The 25,419-nt window shown below is 69.5% G+C and carries 23 protein-coding genes; 10 read left to right on the plus strand and 13 right to left on the minus strand.

What is annotated here, in order from left to right:
* Positions 1-65: 65 nt before the first annotated feature.
* The 8 genes from J3P31_RS08105 (at position 66) to J3P31_RS08140 (ending at position 7,437) form a co-directional block, all read left to right on the plus strand.
* Positions 66-392, plus strand: a complete 327-nt coding sequence (locus tag J3P31_RS08105) for a hypothetical protein (RefSeq protein WP_210527916.1) — start codon at positions 66-68, stop codon at positions 390-392.
* Between the two features lie 147 nt (positions 393-539).
* A complete protein-coding gene (locus tag J3P31_RS08110; RefSeq protein ID WP_210527917.1) occupies positions 540-1,118 on the plus strand; it encodes a thioredoxin family protein in 579 nt (192 codons plus the stop codon).
* 67 nt (positions 1,119-1,185) lie between these two features.
* Positions 1,186-2,820: an FAD-dependent oxidoreductase gene (locus J3P31_RS08115; RefSeq protein WP_210527918.1), complete on the plus strand. Its 1,635-nt coding sequence runs from the start codon at positions 1,186-1,188 to the stop codon at positions 2,818-2,820.
* Positions 2,817-3,146, plus strand: a complete 330-nt coding sequence (locus J3P31_RS08120; RefSeq protein ID WP_210527919.1) for a 4Fe-4S binding protein — start codon at positions 2,817-2,819, stop codon at positions 3,144-3,146. Before J3P31_RS08115 ends, J3P31_RS08120 begins: the two co-directional genes overlap by 4 nt.
* Before the next feature lie 15 nt (positions 3,147-3,161).
* On the plus strand, positions 3,162-3,995 hold the full coding sequence (locus J3P31_RS08125; protein ID WP_210527920.1) for an ABC transporter ATP-binding protein: 834 nt from the start codon (positions 3,162-3,164) through the stop codon (positions 3,993-3,995).
* A 10-nt stretch (positions 3,996-4,005) separates the two neighbouring features.
* A complete protein-coding gene (locus tag J3P31_RS08130; RefSeq protein WP_210527921.1) occupies positions 4,006-4,860 on the plus strand; it encodes an ABC transporter permease in 855 nt (284 codons plus the stop codon).
* Between the two features lie 80 nt (positions 4,861-4,940).
* The gene (locus tag J3P31_RS08135; RefSeq protein ID WP_210527922.1) at positions 4,941-5,951 is read left to right on the plus strand and encodes an aliphatic sulfonate ABC transporter substrate-binding protein; all 1,011 of its coding nucleotides are present in this window, start codon (positions 4,941-4,943) and stop codon (positions 5,949-5,951) included.
* 70 nt (positions 5,952-6,021) lie between these two features.
* Positions 6,022-7,437, plus strand: coding sequence for an MFS transporter (locus J3P31_RS08140; protein WP_210527923.1), 1,416 nt, complete (start codon positions 6,022-6,024; stop codon positions 7,435-7,437).
* Here J3P31_RS08140 and J3P31_RS08145 read toward each other — a convergent pair.
* From J3P31_RS08145 to J3P31_RS08185, 9 genes are all read right to left on the minus strand, one after another.
* Positions 7,434-8,792, minus strand: a complete 1,359-nt coding sequence (locus J3P31_RS08145; RefSeq protein ID WP_246849359.1) for an FAD/NAD(P)-binding protein — start codon at positions 8,790-8,792, stop codon at positions 7,434-7,436. The two genes, J3P31_RS08140 and J3P31_RS08145, sit on opposite strands and share 4 nt — an antisense overlap.
* Positions 8,789-8,938, minus strand: coding sequence for a hypothetical protein (locus J3P31_RS08150; RefSeq protein WP_210527924.1), 150 nt, complete (start codon positions 8,936-8,938; stop codon positions 8,789-8,791). The genes J3P31_RS08145 and J3P31_RS08150 overlap by 4 nt, the downstream gene beginning before the upstream one ends.
* A 22-nt stretch (positions 8,939-8,960) precedes the next feature.
* A complete protein-coding gene (locus J3P31_RS08155; protein ID WP_210527925.1) occupies positions 8,961-9,425 on the minus strand; it encodes an Lrp/AsnC family transcriptional regulator in 465 nt (154 codons plus the stop codon).
* A 512-nt stretch (positions 9,426-9,937) separates the two neighbouring features.
* Positions 9,938-10,912 (minus strand): glycosyltransferase family 2 protein, encoded by a 975-nt coding sequence (locus J3P31_RS08160; protein WP_210527926.1) that lies wholly within the window; start codon positions 10,910-10,912, stop codon positions 9,938-9,940.
* On the minus strand, positions 10,909-11,268 hold the full coding sequence (locus tag J3P31_RS08165) for a GtrA family protein (protein WP_210527927.1): 360 nt from the start codon (positions 11,266-11,268) through the stop codon (positions 10,909-10,911). Before J3P31_RS08165 ends, J3P31_RS08160 begins: the two co-directional genes overlap by 4 nt.
* Before the next feature lie 228 nt (positions 11,269-11,496).
* Positions 11,497-12,198: a CatB-related O-acetyltransferase gene (locus J3P31_RS08170; RefSeq protein WP_246849358.1), complete on the minus strand. Its 702-nt coding sequence runs from the start codon at positions 12,196-12,198 to the stop codon at positions 11,497-11,499.
* A gap of 199 nt (positions 12,199-12,397) precedes the next feature.
* The gene (locus tag J3P31_RS08175; RefSeq protein WP_210527928.1) at positions 12,398-12,562 is read right to left on the minus strand and encodes a hypothetical protein; all 165 of its coding nucleotides are present in this window, start codon (positions 12,560-12,562) and stop codon (positions 12,398-12,400) included.
* A gap of 139 nt (positions 12,563-12,701) precedes the next feature.
* On the minus strand, positions 12,702-14,912 hold the full coding sequence (locus J3P31_RS08180) for a right-handed parallel beta-helix repeat-containing protein (protein ID WP_210527929.1): 2,211 nt from the start codon (positions 14,910-14,912) through the stop codon (positions 12,702-12,704).
* Between the two features lie 184 nt (positions 14,913-15,096).
* On the minus strand, positions 15,097-17,154 hold the full coding sequence (locus J3P31_RS08185) for a calcium-binding protein (protein WP_210527930.1): 2,058 nt from the start codon (positions 17,152-17,154) through the stop codon (positions 15,097-15,099).
* A 324-nt stretch (positions 17,155-17,478) separates the two neighbouring features.
* On the opposite strand from J3P31_RS08185, the gene J3P31_RS08190 reads away from it, so the two are divergent.
* Positions 17,479-17,784 carry a DUF2934 domain-containing protein gene (locus tag J3P31_RS08190; protein ID WP_210527931.1) on the plus strand — a complete coding sequence of 102 codons (306 nt, stop codon included), beginning with the start codon at positions 17,479-17,481 and terminating at the stop codon, positions 17,782-17,784.
* A gap of 845 nt (positions 17,785-18,629) precedes the next feature.
* Here the strand turns inward: J3P31_RS08190 and J3P31_RS08195 are convergent.
* Positions 18,630-22,280: a hypothetical protein gene (locus J3P31_RS08195; protein WP_210527932.1), complete on the minus strand. Its 3,651-nt coding sequence runs from the start codon at positions 22,278-22,280 to the stop codon at positions 18,630-18,632.
* Positions 22,281-22,593: 313 nt separating this feature from the next.
* Here J3P31_RS08195 and J3P31_RS08200 point away from each other — a divergent pair, with 313 nt between their 5' ends.
* Positions 22,594-22,923: a YciI family protein gene (locus J3P31_RS08200; RefSeq protein WP_210527933.1), complete on the plus strand. Its 330-nt coding sequence runs from the start codon at positions 22,594-22,596 to the stop codon at positions 22,921-22,923.
* 21 nt (positions 22,924-22,944) lie between these two features.
* Here the strand turns inward: J3P31_RS08200 and J3P31_RS08205 are convergent, their stop codons facing one another.
* Genes J3P31_RS08205 through J3P31_RS08215 form a run of 3 tightly spaced genes read right to left on the minus strand, consistent with a single transcriptional unit; the run spans position 22,945 to position 25,391 of the window.
* Positions 22,945-24,288: an FtsX-like permease family protein gene (locus tag J3P31_RS08205; protein WP_210527934.1), complete on the minus strand. Its 1,344-nt coding sequence runs from the start codon at positions 24,286-24,288 to the stop codon at positions 22,945-22,947.
* Positions 24,281-24,973: an ABC transporter ATP-binding protein gene (locus J3P31_RS08210; protein ID WP_210527935.1), complete on the minus strand. Its 693-nt coding sequence runs from the start codon at positions 24,971-24,973 to the stop codon at positions 24,281-24,283. The genes J3P31_RS08205 and J3P31_RS08210 overlap by 8 nt, the downstream gene beginning before the upstream one ends.
* Complete coding sequence (locus J3P31_RS08215; protein ID WP_210527936.1) at positions 24,960-25,391, minus strand: hypothetical protein; 432 nt, start codon at positions 25,389-25,391, stop codon at positions 24,960-24,962. The genes J3P31_RS08210 and J3P31_RS08215 overlap by 14 nt, the downstream gene beginning before the upstream one ends.
* Between the last annotated feature and the right edge of the window lie 28 nt (positions 25,392-25,419).

Consider the following 25,419-nt stretch of genomic DNA (forward strand, 5'->3'; position numbering starts at 1 on the left):
CAGAACATGACCCGGACCGGCTGAACCGCTAGCCTGCGCCGGATGGTTGGCTGGGGGGCCATGAGATGCCGGAATCCCTGACGCGCGCCCTGGTGGCGCTTCAGCAGCTGCACGGGCCCGACATGCCGCCCGTCGCCCTGGCCGCATGGCAGGAGGCGCGCGACGTCATCCTGGACGCCAAGGCGCGCCATCGCACCGCCTTGGTGGCGGCCAGCGCCGCCGAGGCGCTGTGCCATGCGCATGACCGGCTCGAGCGTGCGGCCTCGGTCGGAGACTCGACGCTTCGCGCCGAAGCCGAGAATGCCGTGCGGGTTGCCAAATCGAACCTCCGGGAGGCGCTGGACCAACTCCGGACGTCGGAGCAGGCCGACGACACCAGCGCGGCCAGCTAGAAGGATATTCTCCCGACGGCGTCGAAATCGACCCACACCTTTCCTTTACAGGGCGAACTCCTTCTCCATAATCTCTACCAACTTGGTCGTGATTAGAACCGCACGCCGGCGTCGCATGGCCGGCACCAGGTCAGGAGTAAGGATCAGATGCCCAAGACCGAATCGAACGACATCGCCCTTGGCTTCCGAGCCCCCGATTTCCGCCTGCCGGACGCCGCCGGCGGGCTGCACGGGCCATCCGAGTTTTCCGGCGCTCCGGCCCTCCTCGTGGCCTTCATCTCGAACCGTTGCCCCTTCGTGGTCGGCATCCGCGAAAGCCTTGCGGAGTTCGCGCGCCGGAACGCCGCCCATGGGCTTCGCGTGATCGCGGTCAATTCGAACGACTCCGAGGCGCATCCCGAGGAAACGCTGGAGCGCGTGGGCCAGGAGGCCGCGACCTTCGGCTACGGCTTCCCCTATGTGAAGGACGAGGCCCAGGAGGTCGCCCGCGCCTATGGGGCCGCCTGCACGCCGGACCTGTTCCTGTTCGATGGCGACCAGCGGCTCGTGTACCATGGGCAGTTCGACGGCTTCCGCCCGGGCAACGGCATCAGCCCCACCGGGGACAGCCTCCAGGCTGCGCTGGATGCGCTCCTGGCGGGCGAGCCACCGCTCGACCTTCAGGTCCCCTCGATCGGGTGCAACATCAAGTGGCGGCCCGAGGGCCAGGCCGTTGCGGCGGAATAGGCGCGCGGACCATCCCAGGAGCACGGCCTGACCGGCCACTCCCCTCCTTCTGATCGGATGAGTTTCCATGACGACGAGTCCCACGACTCCGGCGGCGGCGCCGCTCGACCTGAAGGCCGACGTGCTGGTGATCGGCGGCGGTCCCGCCGGCGCCTGGGCGGCCATCGCCGCCTCCGAGGCAGGCGCACGCGTGGTCCTGGCCGACAAGGGCTGGTTCGGCACGTCGGGCGCGACCGCCCCGTCCAACACCGGCACCTGGTGCGTGCCCCCGGGCGAGGACCGCAGGGACGCCGTGGAGCGGCGCTGGCAGCGCACGGGCGGCGTCGCCGACCGGACCTGGATGCTGCGGACGGTGGACCAGTCCTATCGCGGGCTCCTGCGGCTGGCGGAATGGGGCTACCCCTTTCCCCGCGACGACCAGGGCAACCTTTACATCGCGAACCTTCGCGGCCCCGACTACATGCGCTTCATGCGTGGCCGGGTGCTCAAGGCCGGGGTGACGGTCCTCGACCACCACCCCGCGCTGGAGCTTCTGTCGGATGGGGATGCGGTCACCGGCGCGGCCGGGATCGACCGACGTTCCGGCGCGGATTGGCGCGTCGAGGCTGGCGCCGTGATCCTCGCCACCGGCGGCTGCGCCTTCTTCGAGCGGACCATGGGCGCCTCGGGCCTGACCGGCGACGGGCTGCTGATGGCCGCCGAGGCCGGTGCCGCCCTGTCCGGCATGGAGTTCACCGGCAAGTACACGCTGGCCCCGCATGGCACCACGCTCAACAAGGGGCTGCCGTTCCGATGGGCCTCGTTCCACCGCCAGGACGGCACGCCGATCCTGGACGGCACGGGCGAGCCGCTGGTCAACGGCATCGGAGGAACCTCGGAAAAGGACATCGTTCGGGCGCTGCTGGAAGGACCGGTCTATGCCCGGCTCGACCTCGCGCTGGGGGCCCTGCAGGATTGGCTCCGCCGGGGCCAGCCGAACGTCATGCAGCCCTACGAACGGCGGGGCATCGACCCCTTCGCCGACCTGTTCCGGGTGGAGCTGAAACCGGAGGGCACCGTGCGCGGCACCGGCGGCCTGCGGATCGCCACCCATGACTGCGGAACCGGCGTGCCGGGCCTGTATGTCGCGGGCGACGCCGCGAGCCGCGAGGACGTCGCGGGCGCCGTTTCAGGCGGGGGGGCGGTCAATTCCTCCTGGGCCATCGCATCGGGCTGGTGGGCGGGCCAAGGCGCCGCGAGCCACGCCCGCCGCCGCGGCGCGCCCCGGCGGTTCCGCACCCATGTCGCTCCGCTGGGCGCCGTCGGACTGCGGCCCAGCGATTCCCACAGCCTCGATCCCCGCGACGTGATGGCGGCCGTGCGGGCCGAGGTGGCCCCGCTGGACCGCAACTACATCCGCTCTGGCGCTGGCCTCGCCGAAAGCATCTCCCGCCTCGACGGCATCTGGGCCCGCGCGATCCAGCATCTGGGAGGCGAAGGCCGGGGCCGCCTGCGCCCGCGTGAGGCGGCGGGCGGCCTTGCGGCGGCGCGCTGGATGCTGGCCGGCGCGCTGGCCCGAACCGAAAGCCGCGGGATGCACCGCCGGGTGGACCATCCGGACCCGCAACCGGGACCGGTGCGCCGCTACAGCCTCCTGGGAGTGCACCGCATCGAGGTCGAGGTGCTGGGCGCCGAGGCCGTCTCGCAGGAGGCCGCGTCGTGATCGAGGTCGTGTCCTCCGCGCGCTGCATCCGCTGCGACATCTGCGTGCGGGTCTGCCCCGCCGACGTCTTCCGCAAGGATGCGGCGGGATTGCCGGTGATCGCCCATCAGGACGACTGCCAGACCTGCTTCCTGTGCGAGATCTACTGCCCGACCGACGCCCTTTACGTCGCCGAGGCCGCCGATGGCCCCATCGGCATCACCGAGTCCGAGGTCGAGGCCCGCGACCTGTTCGGCGTCTACGCCCGGGGCCTCGGCTGGTCCAAGGGCCGGGCCGGCGGCTCGCAATTCGATACGACCCAACACCTGCGCGTGGCGCAGGTCTGACCAGGGGATCCATCCATGGACCGCATCACCGTCACCGACATCGCCAAGACGTTCACGCTCAAGCCCGGCCAGTTCGTGACCGTGGACGGCCGCGAGTCGAACGCGATCACCGTGCTCTCGGGCCTCGACCTGACCATCCGCAAGGGGGAGTTCATCACCCTCGTCGGTCCGTCCGGGTCGGGAAAATCCGTCCTCCTCGACATCATCGCCGGCCTGACCGAGGCCAGCGCCGGCAGGGCCAGCATCGACGGCGAGCTCATCACCCGGCCTGATCCGCGCATGGCCTATGTCTTCCAGCAATACGCGCTGTTCCCATGGCTCACCGCGCTGCAGAACGTCGAATACGCCCTCGAGGTGCGCGGCGTCGCCCGGGCCGAACGGCGGCAACGCGCCCGGCACTTCCTGTCGCTCTTCGGGCTTGGCAGCTTCGAGGACCGCTACCCTTCGCAGCTTTCGGGGGGGATGCAGCAGCGCGTCGCCATCGCAAGGGCCCTGTCGGTCGAACCCGAGGTCCTGCTGATGGACGAGCCCTTCGCCGCGCTGGACGCGCAGACGCGCGACATCCTCCAGTCCGAGCTCCTGCGGATCTGGGAACGGCTGGAAACCACCGTGGTCTTCGTCACCCACTCCATCGACGAGGCGGTCTACCTGGCGGACCGGGTGGTGGCGATCACCGCGCGGCCGGGGCGGGTGAAGAAGATCATCGACGTGGACCTGCCGCGCCCCCGCGACCTCGACATCCGCAACACGCCCGAGTTCGGGCGGCTCAAGGGCCATGTCTGGGAGGTCCTCCGCGACGAGGTCCGCGCCGCCCAGAAGGACTGGGCGCTGTCCACCGCGAGCCACTGAGGAGGCGATCATGACCTACGTCCTGGGACGATCCGCGCCGGTCGCGGGCAAGACCGACTTCCACCGGCCCGCGCTCAGCGCGCTCGCGCGGCTGCGCGCCACCAACTCGGTGGTCGCGGGCCTGCCGCTCCTCCTCGCGCTCTGCCTCCTGTGGGAGATCGCGCCCCGGCTGGGCTGGATCAACGCCATCTTCTTCCCCCCGCTGTCGGCGGTGCTGGCGGCGCTCGGGGACCTGCTGGCCTCGGGCGAGATGGGCCGGCACGTCGGCATCAGCTTCCAGCGGGCGGGCTTGGGCTTTGCCCTCGCCGTCGTCGTCGCCATACCGCTGGGCTTCCTGATGGGTCGCTACCCCCTGTTCGAGAAGGCGACCGACCTTCTGGTGCAGACGCTCAGGAACACGTCGCAGTTCGCGCTGCTGCCGGTGTTCGTCCTGCTGCTGGGCATCGGCGAGGCGTCGAAGATCGCCATCACCTTCTACGCCGCCGTGTTCTTCCTTCTGGTGAACACCATCGTCGGGGTGAAGTCGGTGGATCCCCTGCTGCTCAAGGCGGCGCGGTCGATGGGCACCTCGGACTGGGACCTGTTCCGCAAGGTGATCTTCCCGTCGGCCATTCCCGCCATCGTGGCCGGGATGCGGCTTGGGGTGAAGGCTTCCCTGTTTTCCGTCATCGCCGCCGAGATGCTGGCCGCGCGGTCGGGGCTCGGGTTCCTGATCCAGAACTCGCAGCTCATGCTCAAGGCCGCCGACATGTACGCCGGGATCATCGTCCTGACCGTCGTCGGGCTCCTGCTCAACTACGCCCTGGTCTGGATCGAGCGTCGCGCGACCCACTGGCGCCAGGGCGACGGCGACCAGCCCCACTGACCCTTCCCCTTCCCCAGTCCGCCGAGGATCCGCGGCCCTTCCCGCCGCGGCCCGGCCCTCTCATGCCAACGGAGACGATCATGACCATCACGCGCCGCCACCTGGGCCTTGCCCTCGCCGCCCTCCTGGGAACGACGGCCCTTCCCGCCACCGCCCAGGAGGCCAGCCTCCCGGAGGCGATCCGGATCGGATCGACCGCGCCCGGGCATCTCAAGTTCATCCTGTTCCGCAACCTCCAGCTTCTCGAGAAGGAGTTCGAGGCCGACGGCATCCCGGTGGAGCTGGTGACCTTCGACGGCGGCTCGGCGGCTTCGGTCGCCTTGGGCTCGGGCGAACTCGACCTCATGTACACCGGCAACAACCCAGCGCTGCGGCTGGCCGCCTCGGGCGCCGACGTGGTCGCGGTGGGGCTGTCCTCCTGGAACCCGCAGAACGACACGGTGGTGATCGCCCGGGCGGATTCGGACATCGACTCGATCGACGACCTCAAGGGGCGGAACGTGGCCTACCTGGCGGGCACCGTCCGCCATTCCAACTTCGCCAAGGCGCTCGAGACGGTTGGCCTGACCACCGACGACGTGGAAAGCTTCAACTTCCCCATCGAGACCGCCGGACCGGCGCTGTCCCGCGGCGACGTGGACGCCGTGGTGGACAGCAAGTCCACCGTCCAGACCCTGATCGACCAGGGCCTGGCCAAGGTGATCTTCGACGCCTCGGCGCATCCTGAATGGGTCAGCCCCTACCCGATCACCGCCAACGGCGAGTTCGCCCGCACCTACCCCGAGGTGCTGGCGCGCATCCTGGCCGTGGACATCCAGACCGCCGCCTGGGCCGACGCGCATCCCGAGGAAACGATCCGCATCTTTGCCGAGGAGACGGGGCGGCCCATCGAGGCCGTGCAGGAGACCTACCCCGAGAACCGGTTCCACCAGTCCCCCGAGATCACGGAGGCCGCCATCGCATCCCTGCGCGAGGAGGAGGCCTTCATGGCCGGGAACGGCCTGCTCGAAGGGGAGGTGAACTACGACAGCTGGATCGACCGGAGCTACTACGAGGCGGCCCTGGCGCTCCTCCAGGCCCGCACCAACTGAGCCAACGCCGTCGCCCCTCAGGGGAAGGCCGGTCGCCCGGCCTTCCCCATGATCGTTCCGGGAGCTGCCCTTGACCGCCCGCCCCGCGCCCTCCCCGACCCTGCGGGGTCACCACCTCGTGCCCAGGCTCGTCGCGCTGGTGCTGTTCATGCAGTTCCTGGACGGGACGATCATCGCGACCTCCCTTCCGGCCATCGCGAGGGACTTCGGGACGGATCCGGTCGGCATGGGCGTGGGGGTCACCGCCTATCTGCTCGCCCTGGCGGCGGTGGTGCCGGCGGCGGGATGGCTGGGCGGCCGATGGGGCGCCCGGACGATCCTGGTGGGGTCGATCGCGATCTTCACCCTGTCCTCCCTGGCCTGCGCCCTGGCGCCGAACCTTGGCGCCTTCGTCGCCGCGCGGGTTCTCCAGGGCGCCGCGGCGGCCCTGATGGCGCCTGTCGGGCGGCTGCTCGTGCTGGCCCATGTGCCCCGATCCGAGCTGATGGGTGCCATCGCCACGATCACCTGGCCCGCCCTCCTGGCTCCGGTCGCAGGACCGGTCGTCGGGGCCGTGATCACGGAGCACGCGGGCTGGGAGTGGAACTTCCTCGTGAACCTTCCTCTGGGCCTGGGCGCCATGGCGCTCGTGCTCCGCCTGGTGCCGGACCAGCCCACAGGGACGCCTGCCCCGTTCGATGGACGGGGCTTCGCCTTCTGCTCGCTGGGTCTCCTGGGTCTTCTGGGCGGGCTCGAACTGTTCGTGAACGGGTCACGACGCGGGCTTGCGGCGGGGGGACTCCTGGCGGGTCTCATGCTTCTGATCCTGGCCGCACGGCATCTCCGTCGCGCGCGGACGCCGCTTCTCGACCTTTCGGTGCTGGCGGTGCCGTCCTTCCGCCTGGCCACCATGACGGCGGGCACGCTGGGGCGCACCGCGATCAACTCGGCCCCGTTCCTGCTGCCCTTGCTGTTCCAGGTCGGCTTCGGCCTTTCGGCCCTCGAGGCCGGCCAGGCGCTGCTCGTCTACTTCCTGGGAAACCTCCTGATGAAGAGCCTCACCACGCCCGTCCTGCGCCGCTTCGGCTTCCGCCCGGTGGTCGTGGTCAACGGGCTCCTGGCGGCTCTGGGCGTCGGAGTCTTCGCCGCGGTGCCGGCGGACATTCCGCTCCTGGGGCTCTGGACCCTGCTCTTCGTGGCCGGAGCGGCCAGATCGCTCCAGTTCACCGCCCTCAACACCCTAGCATTCGCCGAGATCGGCCCCGACCAGCGGGCCGCCTCCACGACGCTGTCGGCGATGACGCAGCAGGTCGCGCAAGTGCTGGGCGTCGCGTTGGCCGTCGCGCTGATCCGGACCGGGCAGGCCTGGCATGGCGGCTCCGACGCCAGCCTGCCCCAGATCCGCATCGCCTTCGCCGGCATGGGCGTCATCGGGCTGGCCTCGGCCCTGGGCTTCCTGCGGCTCGCTCCCGGGACCGGACGCGAGGTGGCCGGGCGGTCGGACTAGGTCAGGACGGCATCGAGCAGCCGCCGGGCCAGCCGTTCGGCCTGGAGCCGAATGTCCGGGATCGCCGTGATCTCCCAGAAGGCCGCACGGGACACCGGTCCCATCGCGAACAGTCGTTCGCTGCGGCTCCCATCCGGCCGCAGCACGTCGCAGTCCGGCCCTACGTCCAGGCCGAGTCGCAGGGGATCGATGAAGGCCTCGCCCGAGGCCAGAAGGCTGGCGATGAGGGGCGATGCATGCGCCTCGGGGTCGCGCCGGATGCCGCGACAGTCGATGATCCGGGCCACCCGGATGTCGGCGGGTCGGTGGTCCGGGCCACGAACATGCGCCACAAGCCCCCCGCCGGTGTCCTGCGACGCCCGTTCGAACCGCCCCCGGACCAGCCGCAACTGACCCGACGCGCGGGCCAGGTCCAGCTTTTCATGGGATGAGGGCGGCATCCTGTGACGATGCACCTCCCACCACGGGCTGGCATGGCGCAGGAAGCTGCGCCGCGCCGCAAGGGGCATGTCGCGCCAGATCGCCTGGATCTGAGGACGCAGGCCGTCCACCACCTCCCGCCAATCGCCGCCCTGATCCTCGCGGCGCCGCACCTCGGCCCGCAGCCACCTCATGAGATCCGAAACCCGGCCCACGGGCGGCGGACCTTCCGGCGTCCAGCCGCCGGGTGCCACCTGGCGGTGAACCTGCGGCAGAAGACCATGGCGCGACATGACCGTGATCGGACCCCGGTGCCCGGCGGCCAGCAGCGACAGCACCTGGTCCACCATGGTCAGGCCTGAGCCCACGATCAGGACGGGGCCGTGGCACGGGCCCTCGGCCCCGGCCCAGGGCTGGCTCAGCTCCGGGTCCTTTCGCCGGTCCGGCAGGGCGTGACCGGTCGCCAGAACCGCCAGATCGGCCTCGATCCGTCCGCCGTCCGACAGGTGGGCGGTCACCCCGTCCGACCGGATGTCCAGGCCGACACATTCGGCCCGACGGCAGTCCAGGCGCTCGCCCCCGGACCATGGATCGAGAAGCGCCCCCATGTAGCGCCCGTAGGTGGGGCGCGAAACGAAGCCATCCGGGTCGGCATCGGCATCGCCCTGCCGCTTGAGCCAGTCGAGGAAATGGTGCGGCTCGCTCGGGTAGGCGGACATGTTGGCCACGCGCGTGTTCAGGAGATGCGTGGGGTCGGTCGTGGAATAGGCCACCCCGCAGCCCAGCATCGCCCCCTTCTCCACGATGGTCACCGCCACCCGATCTTCGTCCCGCCGCAGGAGCTGGGCCGCCAGCAGCACGCCGCTGGCCCCGCCGCCGACGACCAGGATGCGGCGGCTCCCTGACCCCGGGCGGGGCAGCCCTGTCCGCATCATGCCCATGGCAACAGCAGCCAAAGGGCGAGCAGGCCGGCCTGCATGGCGATCAGGCCCGCCCACATCAGGCGGTCCTCCTCCGCGGGCAAGGCCGCACCGGTCCCCGCGAGCAGGCTCGCGAGGTGGGGATCGTGCATCGAAAACATGAGGGATCCTCCCTTCGGGGACTCAGGGCTCGTCGATCGCGATGGGGAGGGCGGTCGTGTAGGCCACGCGTTCCATCGCAAAGCTGGAGGTCACGGATTTCAGTTCGAGCGTTTCAGTCAGGCGGCGATAGAAGGCATCGAAGGAGGCCATGTCGCGGGTCACGACCTTGAGCAGGTAGTCGGCCTCGCCCGCCATGCGCCAGACCTCGGTGATCTCGGCCATGCCGGCGATCCCCCGGGCAAAGGCCTCGCGCCAGCTCGGGCTGTGGTCGTTGGCCGAGATGGCAACGAAGGCCGTCAGCCCCAGGCTCACCATCTGCGGATCGACGAGCGCGACGCGGCGCGTGATCACGCCCGTCTGCTCGAGCTTCTGGACACGTTTCCAGCACGGCGTCTGCGACAGCCCCACCCGGTCGGCAAGACGCGCCAGCGACAGGGTCGCGTCGCGCTGAAGTTCGACGATGATCTTCCGGTCGATCCGGTCCATGCGGAGCCTCCGGCCAGTGGCACCGAAGCCCGCCTGAGCGGGGCTGGCGGAGGAGAAGGAGGGCTGCGGAATCATGGCATCGCACCTGATTAGGGTCATGCTGGAAATACGAGTTCTTTTGTCGTGATTTTCAAGAGAAGAGTTTTCTCCTTCGTCGGGATGGCAAACCATGACCGGCGACGCGGCGGTCAGAACGCCTGCCCCCATCTGCGCGAGGCTCTTGGAACGGCCCTCCTGCACGGCGCGCCGACGCGTTCCCCGCAGACTTGGGGTGATGGCAGGTGGTCAGGGGCGATTAGGGGGGCCGGGAACCCTGGGGACCACGGCAGCCAAGGGGCGCCCTGCCCGCCCGGTCGGGATCGTCCCCTCGGCCAAGGTCTGCTCACGCCAAAGGGCGCGCGCCTGGGCAGCAGGGAATTATGCTCCGACAATGCGATCGGGCTGGCACGGCCATCACGACCCCTCGGACGAGCCGCACCGGGTTCTGCGCCCGATCGGGCCGGACGGGAACGTCAGGCCTGCCGCTTCTCGGGGCTGGCCGGCTTCAGCCGCGCCACCGGGGTGGGCGGCCACTCCTCGCGCACGAGATAGCGCGGGCGCTGCTTGGTCTCGATGTAGATGCGGCCGATATACTCTCCGATGACGCCGATGCCGACGATCTGCACGCCTCCTAGGAACATGATCGCGATGATCAGCGACGGATAGCCGGGCACGGGATTGCCGAAGACCAGCTTCTGAACCATCATCCACAGGCCATGCAGAAAGGCCAGGGACGAGATGACCAGGCCCAGATAGGTCCAGATCCGCAACGGAACCGTCGAGAAGCTCGTGATCCCCTCGATGGCGAAGTTCCAGAGCTTCCAGCCGTTGAACTTGGACTGTCCCGCCACGCGGGGCGGGCGCACATATTCCACGACCTCCGTGCGGCCGCCGACCCAGGCCAGCATTCCCTTCATGAAAAGGTTCCGCTCGGGCAGGCGCAGGATGTCGTTGAGGGCCGCGCGCGCAATCAGGCGGAAGTCGCCGACGTTCTCCTCGATGCGGATGGTGCTGATCCGGTTGTGAAGGCGGTAGAAGAGCGCGGCCGTGTCCCGTTTCAGCCGGGAATCCGAACTGCGATCGATCCGCTTGGCCAGGACCACGTCGGCCCCCGCGCGCCATTTGTCGATCATCGAGGGGATCACATCGATGGGGTCCTGCAGATCGACGTCGATCGGGATGACGGCTTCGCCCCGCGCCCGTTCGAGCCCGGCGAGGAGAGCGGCTTCCTTGCCGAAGTTGCGGGTGAGATCCACCAGCCGCACCAACGGATCGGCCAGCCCGATGCGCCGGATCGCCTCGGCGGTGCCGTCACGGCTCCCGTCGTTGACGAAGACGATCTCGACGTCGAAGGCGCGCAGGCCCTCCGTGCGTCGCACCACGTTGTGGAAGATCGGGATCGCGTCCTCTTCGTCGAAGACCGGAACCACCAGGGAAATCATCGTCATCGCCGAGCTTCCCGGAAGATGATGAAGCGGGAGTAAAGGAAGCCGATCACGAGGCTCATGGCCGAGAAGGCCGCGAGCGTGACGAGCGGCGGCAGGACCACCTTCTGCGCCGCCGTGCCCAGCAGGTAGGCCAATGCGCCCAAGACGCCGACATAGCCCAGGTACCGGATCAGGTCGGGTTCGCTCTGGAAGGTGAACTTCGCATTCACGAAGAAGCTGAAGGTCGCGGCGCAGACGAAGGCGAGCAGGTTCGCCAGGCCCTGCCCTGCCCCGCCCAGGCTAACAAGTGCCAGGAAGACCGACCAATGGAGGGCCGTATTGAGTACGCCCACCAAGGCGTAGCCGAGAAATTGCACGCTTCGACCCTGCACAGCGGAAAGGGACCGGCCCCGCCCGCATCAAATACGGCGCAGGGCGTTGGTCCCCCGGGTCATAATGAAAGTTGATTAACGAATCCATTACAGGACCGTTCTCAGATCAGCGACAGTCCTTACAGACCGTTGCGCTGACGCAAATTGAGGCCTGCCCTGCCGCACATGGGCCGTCGGCCTGGCCTCGAATGCTTGGGCGGTCCACCCGCATCCCTAGCCCAGAAGCCCCTCGACCGGCGGAGCCTCGATCAGGGCGGCGATGTCCTGCTCCCACCACCTGCTGGCCTCGAGCGAACGGATCGTGCCGTCGTCCAGCCGCTTCCGGATAGGCCGGGCCGGAACGCCGGCCACGATCGTGTAGGGCGGCACGTCCTTGGTCACGACCGCTCCGGCGGCGATGACGGCGCCGTTCCCGATCGTCCGGCATCCGCTCAGGACCGTGACCCGATCCCCGATCCACACGTCATGCCCGATCCGGAGCGGGTTGTGTTCGTTCTGCGGAATCGTATCGCGCGCCAGCAGGCCGAGGGCGCTGTTGTAGAAGAACGGATGCAGCACCGGGCGATCGGTCGGATGATCCCGCCGGCGAACGATCAGCTGGTCCCCGACCGAGCAGTAATCCCCGACGACCGTGCCGCGCGGCAGCACGCCCGGCGACAGGATCGCCCCATAGCTGTAGCGCCCCACCACGACGCCGTGACGTTCCTTCAGGATGTCGCGCCAGGTCGCGGAATACATGGGTCCGCCTTCGAGCCGTTCGCACAGGCGGCGGCACAGGCGGCGGAGGCGGCGTATCCGGTAAAGATGGCGAAGCGCCGGGGCGAGAACGCTGCGCCGCCGGCCTTCGCGGGTCTCGGCGACCCTGACGGCATTGGGGCTCCACTCCGTGTCGGAATCCCAGGCAATCATGACCATCGGCATATCCCTTTCCGGTTTCCTGTCCGTCCGCCTCCTGCCGGCCGCACCGGCCCAGCCCGCGCTTCCCTGCAGGCTGCCAGCCCAAGCGGCCGCAAGGAAATACGAGCGCCCTTGTCGTGATTTTCAAGAGAAAGGTTTTCTCTTTGCTGCGCGGCTCCGAGAACAAGGCCGTCGACCGGGCCGACGGTGGAGGAACTCAGGTCAGATACGGCCCGATCCAATGTGCGAACGCGGCAATCCCACCGGTGGCGAGATAAAGCCGCAGGAGCCGGCGCCACGGAAACAGGGCCGCAAGCGCCACCCGCAGCAGGAACGGCGCAACCATCAGAAGGGTCAGGGGAATGGCATATTGCGCGAGCATGACAGATCCCTCCCTGGGCGCCGACGGCCCGACGGGGCCAGGCGACCCTTCTCGCCCTTGCGACCGGGAAAGGCCAGCGCCCTCCCAGCGGCCGAACGGAACGGATGCAGCAGTCCGAACATCCCCTCCTGCCACGGGCCTAAAGGAACGCGTAATCCGGCCCCGGGACGGACAGAAGCCCGGCCGGGCCATTCGGATGCGCCCAGAGGTCCGCAACAAGGTCCGCACAGGCACTGCCCAGGTCTTGCAGCGCTCCTTGGTGCAGGCCATGCTCCCGCGCGGCTTCGGGAAAGCCGAGGTCCAGCACCTCGGTCGTCGGGCTCGCGTGGAAGCTGCCGTCATCCACCCCAAGGAGGAACGCATCCAGGTCGCCCTGGAAGTTCGCCCGTCCCCAAGGGTTGCCGAACAGCAGATCCTGCGAATTGAACCCGGACGCCCCTCCCAGCACGCCGGGAAGGCTGGCCTGAGCCCGAAGGGCATCATCGACCCAGACGCGCAGCTGACCGGCCTCCAGACGGATGGCGACGTCGTGGTCCTGATCGACGACCGAGTTGAGCCCCGCCCCGGCCGTCACGAGAACGACGGACGGCAAGCCCTCGCGGAAGACCTGAAGGCTGAGCTCTCCCGCGCCGGTCACCGAGGCGATCAGGCTGCCATGGAGACGGAACAGCTCGCCTGACGCCCCCACCCTGTCGGCATCCAGCGAAAAACCGACGCTCATCGCGTCGGCCCCCACCACATCGACCACATGGGCACGCCCCACCCGCGCAGCGACTCCGGGTCCGCCAAGCTGAAGTCCGTCGGGCGTCATCGCTGCCAGGGGACCCAGGTCCAGGTCATGCCCGCCGTCCAGGGCGACAAAGCCGGAGGAACCCAGGCGAAGCACCTGGGGATCATGGATCGTGACGCCGGCTTCCGCAGTCGCGACGCTCCCGTCCGGCAGAATGGTCATCAGCGTGACCTGGTGATCGCCGCTCTGGGCGAAGGAATGGCTGACCTTCCGGCCCTCGGCGACCGTGCCATCCCCGAAGCTCCAGACGTAATGGGTCCCGGCCGGCATCGCCCCGCCCGAGGCCAGGGCATAGGATGCGTCAAAGACCCTCGTGGCCATCTCCGGGGCCGTGATGTGGAACATGGCGTTCAGGCCGCCGGCGGGCGCCGCGGTCGCCGACGAACCCACATGGAGCAGAGGGATCAACCCTTCGGGCAGGGCGACGAAGTGATGGCTTGCGTCATTCTCCAGGGTCGAGGCCACGAAAAGCTGTCCGTAGTATCCTGCGCCCTTCGCGTCCTGGTCCTGCACGATCAGGTTGTTCCGCAGGATCCAGTCGGCATGGCCGGTCCCGGCCGGGAGGCTGCCCGTGAGATTCCCCTCGATCAGGACGCCGGTCGACCGCTCGGCCACGACGATGCGCGGGATCTCGACCAGGGGGTCCGGGCCATCCGCGGCGCCCCCGTCCGCGTGCAGGACCGAGTTGTTCCGGATCGTCAGGTTCGCCGCCTCCCCGACCAGGATGCCGTGCGCGTGACCGTTGGTGATCGTGTTGTTCTCGATCAGGATGTTCCGGTAGAACATCTCCTCCCCGGCCTGGCCACGATCCACCCTCTCGTTGCGCATGAAGATCGACTGCGTGGGCGCGCCGTCCCCGACATCCAGCAGGTTGTCCCGGATCACGACGTCCCTGCTGCCCGACGTGGTGCCGCTGGTCCAGAACTGGATCATGTCGCGGTGATCGCCGACCCCCGGCGCCGCGCGAAAGTCGTGGAGGCGGTTTCCCTCGATGGTGACATCATGGACCTCAGCGAAGTCCATCCCATCGCTGCGGATGTCGTGGACGTCGTTGCCGCGGACGAGCACGCCGCCGCTGCGGCTGACCACCACGGCCCGGTGAAATCCGGAGAATTCGCTGGTCTCGATCGTGATCCCGGTGCTGCCACGGACGCTCAGGCCGATGCCGGTCGCATGCCCCTCCGCTCCGGCGGACACGCCGGTCGCGACGTCGCCGTCGAAGATCGAGTTCCGGATCGCCACGTCCCTTGAGCCGAACAGGCTGAAGGGCCGCGCAAAGACGTGGTCGCCGGACTTGAAATGGTAGTCGAACACCACGCCGTCGAAGGCCAGTTTCTGCACGTTGCTCAGCGCCAGGCCGGAAAAGCTGGCCTTGTGGGCCGGATCGGCGGACCTGATGGTCACCGTGGATGCGTAGTTCCGCGTGATCGGAGTCCGTTCGCCGATATTCAGCGTTCCATAGTCGCCAGCCCTGAGCAGGATGGTCTCGCCCCCGGTCGAGGCGGCCAGCGCCGCCTGAAGTTCCTTGGCGGTGCCGACGGTTATCGTTCTGTTGGTCATGCTTGGCCCCCCATGCCTTGCAGACAGGCCCGGATGCCCGGGCGAGCCCATCGGAGGGGTCAGGCCATTTCAGGGGCCTTAACGCGGCCCCTGCAATAAATGCGCAACTTAAGATGTACTACCTGTTCACCAACTTTGCCGGCCCAGGCGGTCCGGACCGGGGGCAGCCGATCCGGCGGATGGCCTAGACCAGAAGGATGTCTGCATGGGTCAGCATGGCCCCGTCCTGCAGGTCCGCCACCAGCGTCAGGCCGCCCCGAGCGCTGCCGTTGCCGTCGAACCAGAGCGTCCGGTCCGTCGTGCGGAAGATGAACCGGTCGCCGGCGTCCTGCGCCAGATTATCGGCCCGGCACTGGAACTCCGACGCCCGCAGCATCCCTCCGGCAAGCCCGCCCCCAAAGCCCTCCGCGTCGATGACGATCCGGTCGTAATCTCCGGGCAGCGCGTGGAAATCGGACAGGTGGTCGCCGCACTCCGATCGCGCGGCGAAGACGAAGGAGTCGTTGCCGGCCCCGCCGGTCAGGTGGTCCACCCCTGCGCCGCCGCTGAGCGTGTCGTGCCCGCCACGCCCGTCGAGCACGTCCTCGCCCGAACCGCCCGACAGGATGTTGGCGCGCTTGGTGCCCGTGATCCGGTTGTCCAGTTCGTTCCCGGTGCCGTTCACCGCCCCCGATCCGGTCAGGACCAGTCCTTCGACGTTCCGGGCCAGCGTCAGGCTGAAACCGGCGCGGACCACGTCCTCGCCCGAGTTCTGCTCCTCCCGGACCACCTCGTCGGGAGAGGACAGGACGTAGACGTCATCGCCGGCTCCGCCACTGAGGAAATCGCTGCCGGCCCCGCCGTCCAGCCAGTCGTCGCCTCCGCCGCCATGCAGCCGGTCGTTGCCCTTCTGCCCGAACAGCCGGTTGTCCCCGTCATTGCCGATCAGGCGGTTGCCCAGCAGGTTGCCCGTTCCGGACAGATCGGCCGTGCCGACGAGAGTCAGGTTCTCCACCCCCGCGGCGAGCGTGGCATCGACGGAGGCCTCCACCCGGTCCAGGCCGCCGCCCGCGGCCTCGACCACGACATCGCCCAGGTTGTCGACGATCAGCACGTCGTCGCCCGCTCCGCCCTCGAGGGTGTCGGCCCCTGCTCCCCCATCGAGGGTGTCGTTCCCGTCCAGCCCCAGCAGGGTGTCCCCCGCCAGACCGCCCAGGATGAGATTGCCGTCGGCATTGCCGGTGCCCCGCAGGCCCACGCCGCCCCGAAGCATCGGCCCGCCGCCGACCAGCACCAGACGTTCCACATGCTCCGGGAGCGTGAAGTCCACCGCGGCCCGAACCTCGTCCGCACCGCCACCGGGACGCTCGACCACGACGTCATCCGGGTTCTCGACGAAATAGACGTCGTCGCCCGCGCCGCCGTCGAGAAGATCGCCCGCCACGCGGGGCATCGCCGCACCTTGCAGCGCTCCCCCAAGGACATCCGCCCCCTCGCCGCCGTACAGGGAGTCCGCGCCATCGCCCCCATACAGGAAGTCGGCGCCATCGCCCCCGTAAAGCGCATCCTCGTCCGCGCCGCCATACAGGATGTCGGACCCGCCGAGGCCCCCTGCGGGATCGTCCCCGTACAGGAGATCCGCCCCCGCGTTGCCGTGGATCGTGTCGTCCCCGGCGCCGCCATAGGCGGTGTCCGGCCCGGCCCCCAGCCGGATCAGGTCCCGCCCGCCGCCCGCGTCCACGACATCCCCGTCCGTGGCGCCCAACCCTGCCCCTTGGTCGAGCTCAAGCAGGTCGTCCCCGTCCAGCGTGTAAATGACATCCTGGCCCGCCGTGCCACGGATGAGGAACACCTCGACGCTTTTGAACCACAGCCCGAAGCTGCTCGACCCGAACCCTTCCTTGTCGGGCCGCGCGTCGATCTGGATCCCCGACAGGTTGGCCACGCTCACCTCGAGCCGGTCCGTGCCGCTGCCTCCGAAGAACACCTCCCGGTCGGCGCCCAGGGTGTCATCGTAGGTGAACACGTCATCGCCGGTTCCCCCATACGCGGTATCGTCGCCGGGGCTGCTGAAAAACCAGCCGTATTGCGACGGATCCGTGCCGTTGACCGCGTGATAGATGTCGTCTCCGGCGCCGCCGTGAAACTCGGCCGAGCCGGCGACCTGGTACATGAGGTCGTTTCCAGCGTCCCCGAAGAAGGTGTTCTGACCGCCCATCCGAAGAAGGGTGTCGTTGCCGGGAGTTCCCTGGATGGAAGCCATGATACCTCGATTACGTCCTGGGCGCTCTGCGCCCGCCGTGCCGCTTGGGGGGAGACCCGCCGAGGGGCGAGGCGCGCTCGTCCCCAAGGTGGGCTCCGGCGGCATCATGCGGACAACCGCGGCCAAACTGCGGCCCGGGGCCGACCATTGTACGACCCCGACGCGAATCCATCGCGATCGCGGGGCCGGACCAGCCGGCTCCCGCCGCGTCCTGCGGGCCGTCGGGTGACCGAAGTCCGGTGCTGCGCCCATCCGGAACAAGTGCCCCCCAAGGGTGTTCCGCAGCAACCGGACAGGTTTCGTCCGGGTCAAAGGAGGGGAATCATGGACGACGATCTCGAACGGCGGATCCGCGAACGGGCCCACGCCATATGGGAGCGCGAAGGGCGGCCGGACGGACGCCACGACGAACACTGGAGGCAGGCGTCCGAGGACGTCGGCCAGCACACGGGGTCCTCGGGATCTGCAGAGACCTCCATCGCCCCGGGGGGCGGGGGTCTTGCATCAGGACTGCAACCCGGCGGCATCGTCCCCGGGGGTGGGCCGGGGGCGACGGTGGGCAGCCTTGGAACAGGCGGCGGCTCGACGGGAAACGCCCCGACCGGTGATCTGGGCCGCGGCCCAACCTGATCGACCGCGACCCGGGATCGGCCAGCCGCGAGCCGGCCGATCCTTGCGCCACGGCGGCCCGGCGCGACGATGGCCGGACCTCCCGCTTCTGGCCGGACTGCTCGGAACTAACGCTGTCCTCCGGGCCATGTCGTCCATGAACCCAAAGGGCAATTCGAATCGGAGTCGCAGGCTCCGCCCGCCGGAGCCATCGTCCTCTTGGCGCCAAGGTTCGCCCGGTCACGCGCCTGTTGCACGGGGCGCAGGTTCTCCACCAGATTGGACCGCGACCCCACAAGGTCCTGATCGGGGACCGTCCTCCCACCGAGCACATGCGTGGACGACTTGGGATCGCTTCACCGGAGCTGCCAACCCCGGCGAGGCTCCGAAATGGCAGCGAAGTTCGACTCTGGTGGCTCTTGCGGCGGACCTCCGTCGGTTGTCCCTTGCGCTGCTAGCTTGGTCGCCTTGCGTGGACCGAGGCTGGCTCAGGACGCCAGGACCACTGGTGATCAAGCCGGCTTTCATGCCTTCACCGGATGCCCTTCTCGTGCATCAAGGCACTGCGACTGAACTCCGGACCGTAGACCGACCCGACATCCGTCGTCTTTAGTGATGGTCCCAGCGCATCGACCCAACTGTCCTAACATGGGCCGCAGGTCGCCCGGGCCTGATCACACTTGGCTGAACCACACCACGGCCGCACCTTCCTCGACCTCAACTCGCCCGGCCTGGCCACCGGGAGGGTCGGACTGACGAGGCGCTAGAACCGGTCGCTGGGCATGCGGCTCGCAAGCCCGGACGCCTGGCCTCAAGGTGCCAGGCCCGACGGAAGAACCGCCGGGCCTGACCGTCCGAGTTGGGTCTCAGAGCAGCAAATCAGACTTCGCCATGGTGTCGATATGCTGCAACTCCAGAGCGAAGTCCGCCTTCCCATCTCCATTCACGTCGCCCGACAGGGTCCCGTGGTCGAACCTGAGTTCGCCCGCAACCTTGGAGAACCCGACCGATCCGATGAAGTGGAAGTCCTGATCGCCGCCCCTGCCGAGGTTGGCATCGATATCGGAAAGGTCGATCCTGTCCACACCACGGTCGAAGTCCTGGATCACGTCATGGTTTGCCCCACGACCGATCTCGGCCGGGCTGGCGAAGATGAAATGGTCCGCTCCTTCGCCGCCGATCAGTACGTCCTTTCCACGACCGCCGTAAAGATCATCCGCACCTGCGCCGCCTTTGAGGAGGTCGTTCCTCTCCCCACCGCGGAGCGAATCGGACCCGGTCCCGCCAGACAGTTCGTCGTTCCCGTCGCCGCCCTTCAGGACGTCGTTGCCTTCGTCACCGAAGAGGTGATCCTTGCCGGCCCCGCCGTCCAGGACATCGCCCTGCTGGCCACCATGGATCAGGTCAGCGCCTTTGCCGCCTGACAGGTCATCGGCTCCGTCATCCCCGGACAGGGTGTCGGCCCCATCACCGCCGAAGAGTCGATCCGCTCCGTCGCCCCCGCTCAGTATGTCGTTGCCTTCATCGCCGAACAGCTGGTCGTTCCCGGCACCACCATCCAGTTCGTCGTGCCCTTGGCCGCCCTGCAGAGTGTCGGCGCCGATGCCGCCGGACAGATCGTCGTCGCCAGCACCGCCCTTCAGCACGTCGTTCCCGTCCTCACCGAAGAGCTGGTCGCGCCCTGCCCCCCCATCGAGCACGTCGCCGCCCTGGCCACCCTGAAGCTTGTCGGCCCCGGCACCGCCGGAGAGGGCGTCCTCTCCATCGCCGCCATTCAGGATGTCGTTCCCATCCTCGCCGAAGAGGCTGTCGTCGCCGGTTCCGCCGTCGAGTAGATCGCGTCCCTGGCCTCCCCGAAGGAGGTCGGCTCCGGCATCGCCGAAGAGGCTGTCGTGCCCATCGTTGCCTTGGAGCTGGTCCGCACCAGCGCCGCCGGACAGATCATCGTCCCCTGCGCCGCCTTTCAGAACGTCGTCGCCGGCATCTCCGAAGAGATGGTCGTTCCCGGCCCCACCGAACAGCTGGTCTGCAAGAATCCCCCCGACCAGGCTATCGTTGCCGGAGGTGCCGTTCAGCGTGACAGCGTGTGGAGGCTCGTCGGGGTTGCCGCCCTCGTCCGAACCACCCTCATCGGTGGAGTCGTCCCCGCCGGTCGCGTCATCCCCATCGGAGCCACCGCCCTGATCGGCATCATCCGAGCCATCGTCGGTGCCAGAACCGTCGTTTTCGGAACCGCCGGTCGCCCCATCGTCCTGACCCGAACCCCCCTCCTCGGTCGTTCCTTCGCCCGAGTCTTCGCCGCCGATGCCGTTGCCATCCTGACCGGAGTCGTTCCCGTCGCTGGCCCCATCATCCGCGCCGGAGTTCCCACCTGAAGAGTCGTCCGTGCCATCGCCGCCGTCGGTAGCATCATCGCCACCGGAGCTGTCGTCCTGACCTGGAGCTTCATCGGTCGATCCGTCGTCCGGGCCAGAGTTGCCGTCCGAGTTGCCATCCTCGACGCCATCCCCATCCTGGCCCGAGTTCTCGCCATCGGCGGGGTCGTCGCCATCGACGGGATCTTCGCCACCCATGGAATCGTCGCCATCGGTAGGATCATTGCCGTCGATGGGGTCGCCGCCGCCAACCGTGCCGTCATCCCCGGCCTGATCGTCGTTCGAGCCGGAGCCCTGGTCGGATCCGGAGTTGTCCTCGTCGGTTGCGTCGTCGTCCTGACCGGCGTCGCCGTCGTCCGTCGCAGGGGCGTCGGAGCCGGCGTCATCGCCGGATGAGGCGTCATCGCCGTCGACAGCGCCATCCTGGTCGGAGTCGTCGCCCGGCCCGGCGTCGCCGCCAGCCTCGCCGTCACCCGTCGCATCGTCCGAACTGGAGTTGTCGTCCTCGGTCACGTCGTTCTGGCCGGAGTCGTCCGATCCGTCGCCACTGTCCGTCGTGGCATCGTCGTCAGAGCCGCCATCCGTCGTCGTGTCGCCATCGTGGCTGTCCCCGTCGGCGCCATCGTCACCGATCGCACCGTCGCCAGCATCCACGTCATCATCCGTGGTGGCACCGTCGTCGGCATCCACGTCGTCGTCCGTGGTCGCGCCGTCGCCGCCACTGCTGTCGCCGTTGGTCGCATCGTCCTGAGCGGAGTCGCCGCTGCCCGCGTCGTCGCTGCCCGAGGCGCCGCCCTCGCCCTGATCGCCGTCGGTCGCGCCGGGGTCCGAAGCTTCTTCATTGGACCCGGAGCCCTCGCCTTCGGTGCCCCCCGTGTCGATCACGCCGCCGTCCTGAACGGAGCCGTCGTTGCTCGAGTCGTTGCTGCCGGCATCGCCGCCGTCGTCCGCATGGCCGGCAGCGTCGTCCGAGCCAGCATTGTCGTCGCTGGGCGCATTGCCCTCACCATCATCGGCGGGCGCACCGCCATCCTGAGCGGAGCCGTCATCCTGAGCCGAGTCGTCGTCCTGGATGGCACTGTCGTCCAAGCCGGTGTCATCGTCGGCCGTCGCGCCGTTATCGCCGGAGGAGTCGTCGCCCGTCGCGCTGTCATCCTGGCCGGAAACGTCGTCGGAGCCGCCGTCACTGCCTTCGTCGCTGCCGGCTGGAGCGTCGTCCGAGCTTCCGGTTTCGGTCGTCTGATCGGTGTCCGCTCCACCTTCGTCGGACGGAGTCTCGCCACCTTCGTTCGTGGGCGCCTCACCCCCGGAGTTGTTCTCGCCCGCAGGCGCTTCGCCGCCGGAGCCGGCGTCGTTCGACGGGGTCTCGCCGGTGGTGGTGTCGTTCGTGGGTGCCTCGCCGGTGGTGTCGCTCGCGGGCGCCTCGCTGCCGCCGTCCTGATCGGGCAGGGTCTCGCCGCCTTCGCTGCTGGGCGTCTCGCTGTCCGCGCCGGTGTCGTTGCTGGAGGACTCGCTGCCCGCGCCACCTTCGCTGGAGGGGGTCTCGTTGGACTGCGTCACGTCACCCGCATCGATTTCGCCAGATGGCGCCTCACCTCCGGAGTTGTTCTCGCCCGCGGGCGCTTCGCCGCCGGAGCCGCCGTCGTTCGACGGGGTCTCGCCGGTGGTGGTGTCGTTCGTGGGCGCCTCGCCGGTGGTGGTGTCGTTCGACGGGGTCTCGCCGGTGGTGTCGCTCGCGGGCGCCTCGCTGCCGCCGTCCTGATCGGGCAGGGTCTCGCCGCCTTCGCTGCTGGGCGTCTCGCCGCCTGTGCCGGTGTCGTTGCTGGAGGACTCGCTGCCCGCGCCACCTTCGCTGGAGGGGGTCTCGCCGCCTTCGTTGGACGGGGTCTCGCTGCCCGCGCCGCCTTCGCTGGAGGAGGGTTCGTTACCGGAATCGACCTGGTTGGACGGCGTCTCGCCCCCGGTGGCACCGTCGCTGGACGGCGTCTCGCCCCCGGTGGCACCGTCGCTGGAGGGTGCCCCCTCGCCCGCGCCGCCGTCGTTGCCCGCCGTCTCCCCACCCGGCTGGGTGGTCGAGGCCCCGGAATCGGCCTGAGTCGACTCGTTGGTGTTTTCGATCGGAGTTTCGATGCCGTCAGCCAATTCTCAGAACCCTTGCTGGTAAACCGTCCGGCTGCAGCATTGGCAGAAACAGCTTAATGTGAGGTTACGGCCGGGCTCGGACGCCTCTTTCCGTAGGGGCAGCCTTGCCGGGGGCGCCGGGTCGGGGCGTGGCCGACGGGGGCTGGCCGGGTTTGTCGCGGGTCTGCCGGGATCGCGGCGGTGACTTAGAACCTTGTCGGGGCTCCGGTCGTTACGGCCCAAAGCCCTCGGGCTGCCGGACGGGGTGGAATCCGGGCCCCGCCGGGCCAGTTCGCCGGGCGAAGCGCGATGCCGCAGCGTCAGGATCCAAGAGATGCCCACCTTCGCCTATCGCCTGCTGCCCCCCCGGGCCGCCTTCTGGGCCACCATCGAACCCGGCGAGGTGGCGCTCATGGTGCGCCACCTCGAACACCTGCGCCGCCTCAAGGAGGAAGGCGCGGTCCGGTTCGTCGGGCGGGCCGAGAACGGCGACTACGGCTTCGTCCTGATCGAGGCCGACGACCAGGCCCATGCGAACCGGATCGCGACCAGCGATCCGGCGGTCTCCGAGGGCCTCATGCGGCTGGAACTGCACGCCTTCCTCGTGGTCTACAGCGGCGAGCAGGTGCCGATGGAAAGCGGAACCGCCAAGCCCGTGTCCTGACGGACCCGGAGGCGGCCCGCCTCAGCTCCGCAGGTCCCGCAGGGGGGAACGCAGGCCCGCCAGGGCGGCGGGGACCAGCGCCAGCGCGAGGGCGAGGCTGGCGAAGACGCAGACCTGCTGGATCTCGCCCCAGCCGAGGCCGGCGGTGACCAGGACCTCGGTGCGCTGGGTGATGATCCGCGACAGCGCCGCGGCCGCGAACCAGCCCAGGAGAAGACCCAGCGCCGCGCCGGTCAGGATCAGGGCGGCGGAATAGCTCCAGACCACGGCCAGAACGAAGCGGCGCGGCGCTCCGATGGCCCGGAGCAGGGCGAGGCTGCGCGCCAGGAGCCGCGCGAGGAGCACGAGCCCCGCCAGGACGGCCACCGCCACGAGGCCCTGCGTCACGACGGCGAGGAGCGACATCGCCTCGCGCACGTCGCGCAGGAGGCCGTGAAGCTGCGCCAGCACGGTGCCGGGAAAGACGGCCATCATGTCGGCCCGCGTGTAGCGCGACCGGAGCGCGTAGTTCGCCCAGACCTCGTCGGCCCGGACCAGGATCGCGGGCGTGCCGGGGAAGTGGGCGGGATCGAACGGCGGGCCGATCCGGGTGGATTCGTCGTCGTGCGCGTGGTCCTGGTCGTCGTGGGCCTCGGGGGCGTGACCGTCGGCCAGGCCATGGACGCGCCAGACCCCCTCGACCGGAACCAGGATGGCCCGGTCCCAAGGGCTGCCGGTCGGGCGCATCCGGCCCACGACCGCGTAGTCCGATCCGTGATGGGCGTGCTCCCCGGCGCCCTCGCCCTGGCCATGCGCCGGGCTGAAGCGGTCGCCGGGGCCGACGGGGGCAAAGGCGCCGGCCACGGCCTCGGACGGGGTCGCGAAGAGCCGCCCCTCGGCGAGCCGTCCGGCGAGATGCTCGACGAACGGGGCGGTCGTGCCGATCACCGGCGCGCCCTCGAAGCTGTCCCCGAAGGCGATGGGCGTGGCGAGCGCCACGTCCGGGTCCGCGGCCACCTCGGCGTATTGCGCCCCGGTCAGGAGCGGCACGTCGGTCGGCTGGAGGAACACCGCCGCCAGCGTCAGGGTGAGCTCGCTCCCCGGCGCCCCGAGCACGAGGTCGAACCGTTCGGCGGCCCGCGCGCTCCCTTGCCGGAGGCCGCGCTCCTGGGCGGTGAGCCCCACGCCCACCGCCACCGAGACGGCGATCAGGAGCACGAAGACGAGGTTCGCCCAGCGAAAGCGCCACAGCATCGCGCGCACCAGCCGCCATGGGGCGAAGCCGCGCAGGACCGCGAACCCCACGAGAAGACCCGGCAGCGCCAGGAGCGCGGCCACCGCCACGTCCTGCGCCACCGGCGGCAGTCCGGCCCAGAGGTCAGGCATCGGTATCCTCCACGACCCGGCCACCGGCGAGGGTCAGCACCCGCCCCATGCGACGGGCGAGCGCGGGGTCGTGCGTGGCCACGACCAGCGTGCGCCCTCCCCCGGCCCCGAGCCGCACGAGATCCTCGGCCAGGCGGTCGGCGTTAGCGCGGTCGAGGCTCGCCGTGGGCTCGTCGGCCAGGAGGACCGGCGCCCCCCGCGCGAGGGCGCGGGCCACGGCGACGCGCTGGCGTTCCCCCCCGGACCGGCTGGCGACGGGCCTCTCGGGATCGGCCCCCAGGCCCAGGCGCCCGAGCCAGCCCTTCGCGCCCGCGCGGATCGTGGCCCGGGCCGCCCGGGGGGCGAAGCTTTCGGCCAGGGCGGCGTTGTCGAGCGAGCCCAGCTCCTCGAAGAGCAGGAAGTCCTGGAACACGAGGCCGATGCGGTCGCCCCGGAACCGGGTCCGCCGTTCGTCCGACAGCGCGGCGAGGTCGGTGCCGCCCCAGGCCACGCGCCCCCGGTCCGGACGGATCAGCCCCGCGAGCACATGGAGCAGCGAGGACTTGCCCGCCCCGGACGGCCCCTGCAGCGCCAGGGTCCCGCCCGCCGGAACGGCCAGGCGCGGGATCTCGAGAAGCCGCCGCCCGCCCGCGCCCGTCAGCACGAGGTCCTCGACCAGCAGGTCCGGCGGCTCAGGTCCGGTCATAGGTCGCATCCGCCAGCCGGACCTTGGAATAGAATCCGAGCTCGGGGTCGACATGGTCGCCGAGTTCAAGGACGCCCGACGCGCGCAGCGGGACGTTGAACGGCACGACCTCGACCACGCGGCGGGCGTAGACGGCCAGGATGTCGTCGGGCCAGGTCTGGCCGGGCTCGCAGAAGGGGCAGACGGCCATCGGCATCTTGGTCAGGACGAAGAAGGTCGACTCCGCCCTGAGCGGCGGGGCCATGTAGCCGTCCACCTCGATGCGCCGCCCCTCGTTGGCGAGCGCGAGGTCCGAGAAGGTCAGGTCCCGGTTGTAAAGGTCGCGGAGCCGGATCGGGCCGGCGTCCTGCGCGCGGGCCCGACCGGGGCGGAGAAGGAGGATGGCGGGGGCAAGGGCCAGGACGCTGCGGCGCTCCATGGGATCTCCGACGTCGAAGGGGCGCGCG

The sequence above is a fragment of the Rubellimicrobium arenae genome (assembly GCF_017916275.1).
In the GTDB taxonomy this organism is placed as follows: Bacteria; Pseudomonadota; Alphaproteobacteria; order Rhodobacterales; family Rhodobacteraceae; genus Rubellimicrobium; species Rubellimicrobium arenae.